We start from the raw sequence: 12,021 nt of genomic DNA on the forward strand, positions 1-12,021 counted from the left end.
TGTTGCTCCTCGGGCTGACCGCGGCAGGGCAGCACGGCGGCGCGGCATTCCCGCTCGCGATGCTGGCTGTCGCCGTCGCGGCAGGCGCCGGCTATGCGGCGCACGCGCGTCGGGTCATGGCGCCGGTGGTCGACCTGCGCCTGCTCGCACAGCCGCTGCTGCGGATCGGCGTGGTGGTCTATCTGTGCGTGCCGGGCACCTTTACGGGCGTCAACCTGGTCGCGTCGCTCTATCTGCAGAACGCGCTCGGATTGAGCGCCGCGCATGCCGGCGCACTGATGCTGCCGTGGGCGATCGCGGCGTTCTTCGCGATCGCGACCACGCGCCGCTGCTTTCCGCGCCACGGCGCGAAGCCGTTGTTCGCGTGCGGCATCGTGATCGACTGCATCGGCATCGCACTGCTCGCGACGCCGTGGGCCGGCGTCGAGGCCGTGCGCATCGCGGCGTTCGCGGCGATGGGCTTCGGCGCGAGCCTGTGCACGAGCACGTCGCAAAGCGCGGCGTTCGTCGATGTGCCGGCCGACCGGATGGGCGACGCGAGCGCGCTGTGGAACATCAACCGCCAGTTGAGCTTTTGCGTTGGCGTGGCCGCGCTCGGCAGCGCGCTCAATGCGTTGCTGGCGCTCGATGCGGGCGGCTCGTCGCTCGCGCCGTACCGTTGGTGCTTCGGGCTGGCGGTCGTGCTGACGTTGCTGCCGCTCGGCCTGATCGCGCGGCTTCCCGCGCACCGTGCGCCGGTCGCGCACCCCGTTTCATCCCACTCCTGAGAACCTGAGAACCTGAGAGTCTTATGAATCTGCCGAATCCGTATTTCAAGGAAGTCGTCGACACCGTGGCCGACATCGCGTGCTGGTTGTCCGGCCGTGCCGGCCCCGAGCGGCTCGCGACGCTGATGGCGCGTTTCTCGCCGGGATTTTCGATGATCACGATGTCGGGTTCGGCGCTCGATTACGCGGGCATCGATGCGCTGTTTTCACACGGGCACGGCGCGCGGCCGGGGCTGGCGATCGACATCGACGAATTGCGCGGGCTGGCCGTGTGGTCCGATGGCGCGACGATCGGCTATCGCGAGACGCAGACCGATGCGCAAGGGCGGCGCACGGTGCGGCGCTCGACCGTCGTGTTCCGGCGCGAAGCGGATGGGCTGATCGTATGGCGTCATCTGCACGAGACACCGGTCGCCGCATGAGCGAGGGCATCCGCCGCCTTGCATGAAGTGGTGCGGATGTCGTGCCGTCGTTACTTGTCCAGCTCCGGATAGTGCCGGAAGATGCCCATGTCGTTGAATGGAATGCGGCGTTCCGACTCGAGATAGAGCGCGACAGGCGGATGCAGTGCGACGCGGTCGTGCAGCGCGACCAGCGCCGCGATCTTCCGCTCCGCACGCTTCATCGCTTTCGGAAATGCGTAGCGCAGGCCCTCGATCAACTGGAACATCGACAGGTCCGCATAGCTGAGTGCGTTGCCGGCGAGATAACCGCTCTTGTGCGGATTCTGGTCGAGTACGCGCTCGAAGTAGCCGAGGAATTTCGGCAACCGGTTTTCCAGAAAATCGGCCGCGCGCTCGGCGGCTTCCGCCTGCTGATCCTCGTAATAGAGGCCGCTTGCGATCGGATGGTGCGTGTCGTGGATCTCGGTGACGAAATCGGCGACGGTCAACTGAAGCTGGTGCACCCACAGCCGGCCGGCTTCGTCGCCGGGCGCGAGCCCCAGCCGCGCGCCGAGAAACAGCAGGATGTTCGCGGTCTGCCCGATGACGATGTCGCCGGCTTTCAGGAACGGCGGCGCGAACGGCACGCATTCGGCCTTCGTGCTGTCCATCATGCGCATCATGGCAGGCACGCCCATGCCGCGCCCCGATTCGCGCGCAACGTCGACATAGTCGGCTTCGGCCGCTTCGAGCGCGAGCCGCACATACTCGCCCCGGCCCTGGATCTCGGGCCAGTAATACAGTTCGTATCGCATGCTGTTTTCCCGTTCGTTGAACCGGCTGCCACCGGCATCGTGACGACCGGGCGGCCGCGTGTCGCGCGCCACCCGCTGCGAATAGACAGTCTAGGCGATCGCGGGAAAAGTGCCGCGTGCGTCGTGCGCTACGCGCCGCGCTCGCCGCCTTCGGGGCCGTAGAAGAACACCCACGTCGAGAAGTCGTCGGAGAAGCCGACGAAGCGGTGCTCGGCGTATGCCGGGACGAACAGCACGTCACCGGCCGCGACTTCGCTTTCGCGTCCGTCGACGACGAAGCGCGACGTGCCCGTGGCGATCGCGTAGACCTCGTCGCGCGTATGCGGCTTCTGCTTGTCCTCGATGCGCGGCCGGTACAGCTCGACGTCGAGCGAGCCGTGGCGAAACAGCGTGGTGAACAGCGTGCCTTCTTCGTCGAGGCGGGCGAGCGATTCGTTCAGGCCGAGCTTCATGGCGGGGGGCTCCGGATCCGGATCGGGGGGACTTGGGCAAGCGCGTTGCGCCATCGTATCTCGAAATCAGGCGCGCGATGTTCGGCGCCCGACGAGGCACGCGAATCGCGTTGCTCGCCACCCATGAAACGGCGATGGCATGCGCTCGCCATGGATGAAACGCGTGCGTCCACCGATGAAACGTCGTGACGATCGTCCGCATTCGATCGACAGGTTCACCGCGATTTAATAAACGCCCACTACGATCGCGCATCGTCAATCGACCGATGCGCAGCGATTCGATTCGAGCGTCGACCCTGCCATCCATCGCCCAACCGCGCGACGCGTCAGGTTGTCATTTCCCGTGAACCCGCGATTTGCAACGCCGTGGCCGGCTGCCGGCGTTGCTCGCATCATTTCGTATTTCTCATGAATCTGAACCCCTCAGCTTCTTTACGCAGAAAATTCCTGGCTGCCGCGCCCGCGGTTGCCGTGGCACCGTTGCTGAGCGCATGCGGCGGTGACGACGTCACGTCGGCGCCCGTTACCGATGCGGCGCTGGCCGCGCAGATGTCCGCGAAGCTCAACGCGCAGCTGGGCGACGCGGCGACGGTCAATGCGATCGTGCCGGCGTTGACCGATGTCGGCTTCACGTGGGATCTGCCGACGGCGCCGGCCGCGCAGATCGGCGCGATCGTCGCGTACAGCTTCGGCAATCGCCCGAATGCGGCAAGCGGCAACACGTCGAGCACCGGCGGCAACCAGTCCGCGCTGCCCGACCCGGGGCCCGTCAACGAAGCGCTCGCGGATGCCGTGTACCGGATTCGCCAGTTGAAACCGGTGAAGGTCTACGCGCAGTGGGAGATCGCGCGCTTTCTCGTGTCGAAGTACGGAATGGGTACCGACGTGCTGTCGTCGGTCGAGCCGGTGATCGCGAACGACGGCTCGATCGTGTACCTGAGCACGGCCGGCGTCGCGGCCGTGGCCGTGTCGCGCGCGGGCGGCGCGGCCGCGATGGGCACCGTTGCGGTGGTCGGCCATCGCGACCATGCGAAGCGCTGCATCCAGACTTCGCAACAGGCCGGCATGAAGGCCGCCGCGGTGGCCGAAGTGTCGCTGCCGACGATGTACGACCCGCAATCGGGCCAGCCGTGGACGCGCAACCGCAGCCTCTATCTCGTGCACGACATGTATGCGCAAATGCTTGGCCGCGCGGTGGCCGCGACGATGCAGGCGTTCCCGAAGGGCTGACGCCTTCCGCTCATCACTCGACTCTCATGACCATGACGACCCGCCGCCATTTCCTGGCTTCCACTTCCTTGTTCGCCGCTTCGTCTGCGGCGATTGCCCCCGCTTTCGCGAGCGATGCCCCCGTTTCCGATGCGGAATTGCAGCGCCAGATGCTCGGCAAGCTGACGAACGAACTGAACGATCGCGCGACCGCCACCGACGAAACCGGCTACCTGTTCGACACGTTTTTCTCGTGGACGCCGCCGACCGTCGACGCTGCCGGCATCAACACGATTGCCGCGTTCAGCTTCGGCAGTCGTGCCGGGGCATCGGGTGCCGCACCCGTGCCTGGCCCCGTGAACGAGGCGATTGCCGACGCCGTGTTTCAGCTTCGACAGAAGGTCCCGGCCCCGATCTACGCGCAGCAGGAAGTCGCGAGCGTGCTTGCATCGAAGTACGGGCTGACGGCCGGTGTGACGTCGATCGCGACGCCGGCCCTGGCTGCCGGCAGCCCGATTCCGACGCCCGACGGCGTGGCCGCCGCGATCGTCAAGCAGGCCGGCTCGGCCGCGGCGCTCGGCAAGGTCGCCGTGGTCACGCATTCGGATCAGGCATCGATCGCCGTACGCGTGTCGACTGCGGCAGGGATGCAGGCCGCGGTGCCGGCCGGGCTCACGCTGCCGTCGCTCTACGACACGTCGGCGGTGATGCCGGCGTTGCGGCGGCGCGATCTCTACCTGATGAGCAACGCGGGCGTGCAGCTCGGCATGCTGCGGCTCGACCTGATCAATCGCGAGTACCCGAACGGCTGAAGCCGCGACGCATCGGCGCGCGCGATCCGGGCTTTGCCATCGCGCTGCGCCGGATGCCGCGTGCCCCGTTTGCCGGGTAATGCCGATACAGGTATTGGCACTACCAGCCAAACCACTGTTTTTAATGGGTTTTTTCGCGTCCGGCCTGCGCCGTGACGCGTTCTGCGTGGCATAATCGACCGCATCCGCAAGGCTTGTAGTCACAACGACCCCGCATACCCATGGCACAGACTCTCTACGACAAACTGTGGAACACCCACGTGGTCCACACCGAGGAAGACGGCACGACTCTGCTCTACATCGACCGTCAGCTGCTGCATGAAGTCACGAGCCCGCAGGCGTTCGAAGGGCTGAAGATCGCGCAGCGTCCGGTGTGGCGCATCAGCGCGAACCTGGCCGTGTCGGACCACAACGTGCCGACCACCGATCGCAGTCACGGCATCGCCGATCCCGTCTCGAAGCTCCAGGTCGACACGCTCGACGCGAACTGCGATGCGTTCGGCATCACGCAGTTCAAGATGAACGACGTGCGCCAGGGCATCGTCCACATCATCGGGCCGGAGCAGGGCGCGACGCTGCCCGGCATGACGATCGTGTGCGGCGATTCGCATACGTCGACGCACGGCGCATTCGGCGCGCTCGCACACGGCATCGGCACGTCGGAAGTCGAGCACGTGCTCGCCACGCAAACCCTGCTGCAGAAGAAGAGCAAGAACATGCTCGTGAAGGTCGAAGGCACGCTGCCGCGCGGTTGTACCGCGAAGGACATCGTGCTCGCGATCATCGGCAAGATCGGCACGGCCGGCGGCACGGGCTATGCGATCGAATTCGGCGGCTCGACGATTCGCGCGCTGACGATGGAAGGCCGCATGACCGTCTGCAACATGGCGATCGAAGCCGGTGCGCGCGCGGGCATGGTTGCCGTCGACGACACGACGATCGATTACCTGTTGGGCCGCCCGTTCGTGCCGACTGGCGCGGAATGGAACCAGGCCGTCGAATACTGGCGCCAGTTCAAGTCGGACGACGGCGCGCAGTTCGATCGCGTGGTCGAGCTGAACGCAGCCGAGATCGTCCCGCAGGTCACGTGGGGCACGTCGCCGGAAATGGTCACGTCGATCGACGGTCGCGTGCCGGATCCCGAGCGCGAGAAGGACCCGGTCAAGCGCGATGCGATGGAGCGCGCGCTGGCCTACATGGCGCTCGAGCCGAATACGCCGATCGAATCGATCAAGGTCGACAAGATCTTCATCGGCTCGTGCACGAACGCGCGAATCGAAGACATCCGTGCAGCCGCCTATGTCGTGAAGAAACTGAACCGTCGCGTCGCGTCGAACGTGCGGCTCGCGATGGTGGTGCCGGGCTCGGGCCTCGTGAAGGCGCAGGCCGAGCGCGAAGGGCTCGACAAGGTGTTCACGGACGCCGGCTTCGAATGGCGCGAGCCGGGCTGCTCGATGTGCCTCGCGATGAACGCCGATCGGCTCGATCCGGGCGAGCGCTGCGCGTCGACGTCGAACCGCAACTTCGAAGGCCGGCAGGGCGCGGGCGGTCGCACGCACCTCGTGAGCCCCGCGATGGCGGCAGCCGCGGCGATCGAAGGCCACTTCGTCGACATTCGCAAGCTGGGGTAACGCGTGACGGCATCGAAGGTCATTGCGCGGCTGGTTGCCGCGCTGGCGCTGGCGGGGCTGGGTTTCGGCCTCGCGGGCTGCAATACCGTCCAGGGCTTCGGGCAGGACGTCAACGCTGCCGGCAGCGCGCTGAAGCGCGCCGCGGAGTGACGTCCCCCACCGAGAATTTGTCGATGTGCGCCGGCTGAACGCCGGCCCTTCAACCGGATAGACGGATCATGGAAAAATTCACAGTGCATACCGGCGTCGTGGCGCCGCTCGATCGCGAAAACGTCGACACCGACGCGATTATCCCGAAGCAGTTCCTGAAGTCGATCAAGCGCACGGGTTTCGGCCCGAACGCGTTCGACGAATGGCGTTACCTCGATCACGGCGAGCCGGGCCAGGACAACTCGAAGCGTCCGCTGAATCCCGACTTCGTGCTGAACCAGCCGCGCTACCAGGGCGCATCGGTGCTGCTCGCGCGCAAGAACTTCGGCTGCGGCAGCTCGCGCGAGCACGCGCCGTGGGCGCTGCAGCAGTACGGCTTCCGCGCGATCATCGCGCCGAGCTTCGCTGATATCTTCTTCAACAACTGCTACAAGAACGGCTTGCTGCCGATCGTGCTGACCGAGCAGCAGGTCGATCACCTGTTCAACGAGACGGTCGCGTTCAACGGCTTCGAGGTGACGGTCGACCTCGACGCGCAAGTGGTGCGCACGGGCGACGGCCGCGAGTATCCGTTCGAGATCACCGCGTTCCGCAAGTACTGCCTGCTGAACGGCTTCGACGACATCGGCCTCACGCTGCGCCACGCGGACAAGATCCGCCAGTTCGAAGCCGAGCGCCTCGTGAAGCAGCCGTGGCTCAACACCAAGCTGGTCGGCTGACAGCACCTTTCGGGCGGGCGCGCCGGCGGCGCGTTCGCCGGCCTGCCTCCATAAAAACCTACCCAGTCAGGAATTTCGCATGAAGATTGCAGTGCTGCCCGGCGACGGCATCGGTCCGGAAATCGTCAATGAAGCCGTGAAGGTGCTGAACGCACTCGACGAGAAGTTCGAACTCGAACAGGCGCCGGTCGGCGGCGCGGGCTACGCGGCAAGCGGCCATCCGCTGCCGGACGCGACGCTGAAGCTCGCGAAGGAAGCCGACGCGATCCTGTTCGGCGCCGTCGGCGACTGGAAGTACGACTCGCTCGAGCGCGCGCTGCGCCCCGAGCAGGCGATCCTCGGGCTGCGCAAGCACCTCGAGCTGTTCGCGAACTTCCGCCCGGCGATCTGCTATCCGCAGCTCGTCGATGCATCGCCGCTGAAGCCCGAGCTGGTCGCGGGCCTCGACATCCTGATCGTGCGCGAACTGAACGGCGACATCTACTTCGGCCAGCCGCGCGGCGTGCGCGCTGCACCGGACGGCCTGTTCGCCGGCGAGCGCGAAGGCTTCGACACGATGCGTTATTCGGAGCCGGAAGTGCGCCGCATCGCGCACGTCGCGTTCCAGGCGGCCCGCAAGCGCGCGAAGAAGCTGCTGTCGGTCGACAAGGCGAACGTGCTCGAGACGTCGCAGTTCTGGCGCGACATCATGATCGACGTGTCGAAGGAATACGCGGACGTCGAGCTGTCGCACATGTACGTCGACAACGCGGCCATGCAGCTCGCGAAGGCGCCGAAGCAGTTCGACGTGATCGTCACCGGCAACATGTTCGGCGACATCCTGTCGGATGAGGCGTCGATGCTGACGGGCTCGATCGGCATGCTGCCGTCGGCGTCGCTCGACAAGAACAACAAGGGCTTGTACGAGCCGTCGCACGGTTCGGCGCCGGACATCGCGGGCAAGGGCATCGCAAACCCGCTCGCGACGATCCTGTCGGCCGCGATGATGCTGCGCTACTCGCTGAATCGCGCGGAGCAGGCCGATCGCATCGAGCGCGCGGTGAAAACGGTGCTCGAACAAGGCTACCGTACGGGCGACATCGCGACGCCGGGCTGCCAGCAGGTCGGCACGACGGCGATGGGCGACGCGGTGCTCGCGGCGCTGTAACGCAATCATGTAGAAAGGGTGCGAACGGGCCGCGAAATCGGCCGGTTCGCAAGCGGTTGGCCGTTGTGCGGGCCACCGGCTTTGTGTAGACTCGAACGATGGCGCATTTTTCCCTGATCTCCCCGGTCTTGAAACTCCACGGCAACATTGCCCGTGCGGGTGCGCGCGCCATCGTCATCACGAAAACCATTACCACGAAAACGATCATTAAACGCTGATCGTCCGTCGTGCCCGCCTATTTCCCCGCGCGGTCACACCGGGGACGGAAATGGCGGGGAAGCTCCATCAAAGGGTTAGTCATGAACGTAGGTCTCGTAGGTTGGCGCGGCATGGTCGGCAGCGTCCTGATGCAGCGCATGCAGGAAGAGGGCGATTTCGACCTGATCGAACCGGTGTTTTTCAGCACCAGCAACACGGGCGGCAAAGCGCCGTCGTTCGCGAAAAACGAGACTACGCTCAAGGACGCGACCAACGTCGACGAGCTGAAGAAGTGCGACGTGATCATCACGTGCCAGGGCGGCGACTACACGAACGACGTGTTCCCGAAGCTGCGCGCGGCCGGCTGGAACGGCTACTGGATCGATGCGGCATCGTCGCTGCGGATGAAGGATGACGCGGTCATCATTCTCGATCCGGTCAACCTCGACGTGATCAAGGACGCGCTCGTCAAGGGCACGAAGAACTTCATCGGCGGCAACTGCACGGTCAGCCTGATGCTGATGGCGCTCGGCGGCCTGTTCCGCGAGAACCTCGTCGACTGGATGACGGCGATGACCTACCAGGCCGCATCGGGCGCGGGCGCGCAGAACATGCGCGAGCTGCTGTCGCAGATGGGCACGCTGAACGGCGCGGTGAAGGAGCAGCTCGCCGATCCGTCTTCCGCGATCCTCGACATCGACCGCCGCGTGCTGGCCGCGATGAACAGCGATGCGATGCCGACGAGCAACTTTGGTGTGCCGCTCGCCGGTTCGCTGATTCCGTGGATCGACAAGGATCTCGGCAACGGGATGTCGAAGGAAGAGTGGAAGGGCGGCGCGGAAACCAACAAGATCCTCGGCAAGCCGGGCATGGGCGAGCCGGGTTCGATCCCGGTCGACGGCCTGTGCGTGCGGATCGGCGCAATGCGCTGCCACTCGCAGGCGCTGACGATCAAGCTGAACAAGGACGTGCCGCTCGACGAGATCAACGGCATCCTCGCGTCGGCGAACGACTGGGTGAAGGTCGTGCCGAACGAGCGTGAAGCGTCGATGCGCGACCTGTCGCCGGCGAACGTCACGGGCACGCTGACGGTGCCGGTCGGCCGCCTGCGCAAGCTCGCGATGGGCGGTGAATACCTGTCGGCGTTCACGGTCGGCGATCAACTGCTGTGGGGCGCGGCCGAGCCGCTGCGCCGCATGCTGCGCATCCTGCTCGACAAGTAAGTTGCGTGTCCGGCCCGCGAGACGCGGGCCGCGGTGCACAAGATCGCGCGCCGCGTCGGCCTTGACGATATCGAGGCTGGCGCGGCGCGTTTTTCATGCGCGGGTCAGCGCATGTTCAGGAGCGTCTGGTCGACGGTCTGCTGCGTCTTGATCGTCTGCGCGTTGGCCTGGTAATCGCGCTGCGCCTTGATCAGGTTCACGAGCTCGGTCGTCAGGTCGACGTTCGAGTTTTCCAGCGCGCTCCCCTGCAGCGTGCCGTGGTTCGTGCTGCCCGGCGCGGAGATCTGCGGCACGCCCGATGCGGAGGTTTCCACATACTGGTTGCCGCCGATGTTCTCGAGCCCGTTCGGGTTGTTGAAGTTCGCGAGCGCGATCAGGCCGAGCACCGCACTCTGGCCGTTCGAGTAGTTGCCGGTGAGCTTGCCGTCGGTGCCGATCGAGAACGTCGTCAGCGTGCCGCTCGCGAAGCCGTCCTGTGCGAGATTGTTCACGCCGCTCTTTCCGCCGAACTGCGTCGTGCCGCCCAGGTCGAGCGTCAGGTTCTGCGGATTGGCGCCGCCCGATGCGTTGGGGATCGAGAACGCGAACTGGCCGAGGCTCGGCGTCGGTTGGCCGGTGGCGGCCGACGTCGTCGAACTGATCCGGCCCGATGCGTCGAACGTGACGGTGCCGAGATTCGTCGGCGTCTGGCCCTGCACGCCCGCGTAGGCCTGCCAGGTGCCGGCCGCGTTCTTCGTGAAATACATCGAGACCTGTTGCGAGCCGCCGAGCGTGTCGTACACCTGGATCGACGAATTGTAGTTGTACGTGGTGTTGTCGCCCGCGTTGAACGGCGTCTTGGCCGGCACCTTGTCCTGCGAGTTCAGGTTGAACTGGCCGGTGATCTTCGTCGTCGCCTGCGGCGAGATGTTGTTGGTCGGCGCCTGCAGCGGCACGGTCGCCGCGGTGTTGATCACGCCGCCCGGGCCTGCCGCATAGCCCATCAGGTTGCGGTTTTGCGCGTCGACGATAGCGCCGCTCTTGTCGCGGTGGAATACACCGTCACGCGAGTAGGTCGTCATGCCGTTGTTCGACATCTGGAAGAAGCCGTTGCCGTTGATCGCGATGTCGAGCGACGACTTCGTCGAGTTGATCGTCCCCTGGCCGAATTGTTGCTGCACCGACGTGAGCCGCGTGCCGATGCCGATCTGCGTGTTGGTCGACGTCGCAACCGAATTCGCGTACATGTCGGCGAAGTTCGCGCGACCCTGCTTGAAGCCAACGGTGTTTGCGTTCGCGATGTTGTTGCCGATCACGTCGAGATGGTTCGCCGCGCCGGCCAACCCGCTCAAACCCTGTTGATAGCCCATGTTCGATCCCCGTAACGAGCTGGTGAGTAAATGCAGTCGTGCGACTGCGCGATGCCTCCCTGGCACCTCACGGCGTCAACCCGGCCGACCGCGTGCCCGCTTTTACGGCGGGTGCGAGCGCGATGGTCGAACTGCGCCGATTCTTGTTTGAAGACGATCCTAGCGACGGCAATTATTTGATCTGTGTAATTTTGTGTAATGTAATTGAATTGCTGTCGAAATGATTGATTTCGTATGAGCAATGAAGCGGGTGCGAGGCTGGAGAGCCTTGTGGCGCGGGGGGTTGGCGGCGAAAATGTTCAATTCGACGATCAGAGAGGGGAATTGGCCTCTTATCGGTCAATTGAAATTTATTTGAATGGGGTGATGGCCGGATGGATTTATTTTGATTGGCGCTTGTTAATCCATTAACGGCAGGCAACGCGAATTATTGAGCAAACGTAGCGGATTTCCCGGTCGTGGCTTCGCGTCGGGCCAGGGTTGCGCGAACCGCGCCGTTGAGCGAGAAAAGGTTGCGGCAGGCGTTCGAGGTGCGAGGCAGTAGGACGGTTTTTTCATCTGCGAGAGACGGGTTTCCGATCGATCGAAGGCGCAGGCCACAACGTGTGCAACGGGGCATCAACGCGGCCCGATCGCGGGACGCACCGACGCGCGCACGCGATCGGTTGCACCCATCGGCGATGAATTCGGCCCGAACCCGATCGCGTGAAGTAAACTACGCGGTTACGACGCACAGACCCGCCGAAAGCGTCGCGTTCCACGCGACGCTTTTGCATTTCTGCGGCAACTTTATTGACGCTTTCAACCGCGAATCCGAGCCGCGCCCGCGCGCGGCGATAGAGCCAACGATGTCCCGAATTTCCTTGTTTCCGCGTCAGTCCCGTCTGTCGCGCGCCGTGCGTGGCGCGCTGGCGATCCTGGCGCTCGGCGCAACCGCATCGGCCTGGGCGGCCGGCACCGGCGAAACGCCGGCGTCCGCTGCCGACGGCGCAGTGCCGCTTACCGTGACGGTCCAGCCGGGCCAGTCGCTGAACGACATCGCGAAAGCGGCCACGCAGTCGCGCGATCCCGGTGTGCTCGCGCGCGCCGGTCGCGCACTGTTTGACGCCAATCCGCAGGCGTTCATGAAGCACGACGCGAGCCGCCTGAAGGTCGGCGCGACGCTG

Annotated in this window: 15 protein-coding genes; 12 read left to right on the forward strand and 3 right to left on the reverse strand. The window is 65.2% G+C overall.

Annotated features, from left to right (window positions below; all coding sequences use genetic code 11):
- A partial coding sequence (locus tag G3N93_RS23425; protein WP_206134066.1) for an MFS transporter occupies positions 1-767 on the forward strand: 767 nt, incomplete at its 5' end.
- A 23-nt stretch (positions 768-790) separates the two neighbouring features.
- A complete protein-coding gene (locus G3N93_RS23430) occupies positions 791-1,189 on the forward strand; it encodes a DUF4440 domain-containing protein (protein WP_206134067.1) in 399 nt (132 codons plus the stop codon).
- Positions 1,190-1,239: 50 nt separating this feature from the next.
- On the opposite strand, the gene G3N93_RS23435 is transcribed toward G3N93_RS23430, so the two are convergent.
- Both G3N93_RS23435 and G3N93_RS23440 read right to left on the reverse strand, forming a co-directional pair.
- A complete protein-coding gene (locus G3N93_RS23435; protein WP_206134068.1) occupies positions 1,240-1,965 on the reverse strand; it encodes a glutathione S-transferase in 726 nt (241 codons plus the stop codon).
- Between the two features lie 128 nt (positions 1,966-2,093).
- Positions 2,094-2,417, reverse strand: a complete 324-nt coding sequence (locus G3N93_RS23440; protein ID WP_174937126.1) for a cupin domain-containing protein — start codon at positions 2,415-2,417, stop codon at positions 2,094-2,096.
- A gap of 408 nt (positions 2,418-2,825) precedes the next feature.
- Between G3N93_RS23440 and G3N93_RS23445 the strand changes: the two genes are divergently transcribed.
- From G3N93_RS23445 to asd, 7 genes are all read left to right on the forward strand, one after another.
- A complete protein-coding gene (locus tag G3N93_RS23445; RefSeq protein WP_206134069.1) occupies positions 2,826-3,647 on the forward strand; it encodes a hypothetical protein in 822 nt (273 codons plus the stop codon).
- Positions 3,648-3,679: 32 nt separating this feature from the next.
- Positions 3,680-4,438 carry a Tat pathway signal protein gene (locus tag G3N93_RS23450; protein WP_206134071.1) on the forward strand — a complete coding sequence of 253 codons (759 nt, stop codon included), beginning with the start codon at positions 3,680-3,682 and terminating at the stop codon, positions 4,436-4,438.
- 221 nt (positions 4,439-4,659) lie between these two features.
- Positions 4,660-6,069, forward strand: coding sequence for a 3-isopropylmalate dehydratase large subunit (gene leuC / locus G3N93_RS23455; protein ID WP_174937131.1), 1,410 nt, complete (start codon positions 4,660-4,662; stop codon positions 6,067-6,069).
- A 3-nt stretch (positions 6,070-6,072) separates the two neighbouring features.
- Complete coding sequence (locus G3N93_RS23460; protein ID WP_089442934.1) at positions 6,073-6,219, forward strand: entericidin A/B family lipoprotein; 147 nt, start codon at positions 6,073-6,075, stop codon at positions 6,217-6,219.
- 68 nt (positions 6,220-6,287) lie between these two features.
- Entirely contained in the window at positions 6,288-6,938 is a 651-nt protein-coding gene (gene leuD / locus G3N93_RS23465; protein WP_011355726.1) for a 3-isopropylmalate dehydratase small subunit, read from the forward strand.
- A gap of 79 nt (positions 6,939-7,017) precedes the next feature.
- Positions 7,018-8,085 carry a 3-isopropylmalate dehydrogenase gene (gene leuB, locus G3N93_RS23470; RefSeq protein ID WP_174937133.1) on the forward strand — a complete coding sequence of 356 codons (1,068 nt, stop codon included), beginning with the start codon at positions 7,018-7,020 and terminating at the stop codon, positions 8,083-8,085.
- Positions 8,086-8,384: 299 nt separating this feature from the next.
- Positions 8,385-9,506: an aspartate-semialdehyde dehydrogenase gene (gene asd, locus G3N93_RS23475; protein WP_174937135.1), complete on the forward strand. Its 1,122-nt coding sequence runs from the start codon at positions 8,385-8,387 to the stop codon at positions 9,504-9,506.
- A gap of 104 nt (positions 9,507-9,610) precedes the next feature.
- Here asd and flgE read toward each other — a convergent pair whose 3' ends face one another.
- Complete coding sequence (gene flgE / locus G3N93_RS23480; protein WP_174937137.1) at positions 9,611-10,855, reverse strand: flagellar hook protein FlgE; 1,245 nt, start codon at positions 10,853-10,855, stop codon at positions 9,611-9,613.
- 38 nt (positions 10,856-10,893) lie between these two features.
- Here flgE and G3N93_RS23485 point away from each other — a divergent pair, with 38 nt between their 5' ends.
- From G3N93_RS23485 to G3N93_RS23495, 3 genes are all read left to right on the forward strand, one after another.
- Positions 10,894-11,079 (forward strand): hypothetical protein, encoded by a 186-nt coding sequence (locus G3N93_RS23485; RefSeq protein WP_174938558.1) that lies wholly within the window; start codon positions 10,894-10,896, stop codon positions 11,077-11,079.
- 10 nt (positions 11,080-11,089) lie between these two features.
- A complete protein-coding gene (locus G3N93_RS23490; RefSeq protein WP_206134070.1) occupies positions 11,090-11,266 on the forward strand; it encodes a hypothetical protein in 177 nt (58 codons plus the stop codon).
- Between the two features lie 269 nt (positions 11,267-11,535).
- Positions 11,536-12,021: FimV family protein (locus G3N93_RS23495; RefSeq protein ID WP_374196503.1), on the forward strand; the 486-nt coding region annotated here is incomplete at its 3' end.

This window comes from Burkholderia sp. Se-20378, assembly GCF_017104665.1.
Lineage (GTDB): Bacteria > Pseudomonadota > Gammaproteobacteria > Burkholderiales > Burkholderiaceae > Burkholderia > Burkholderia lata.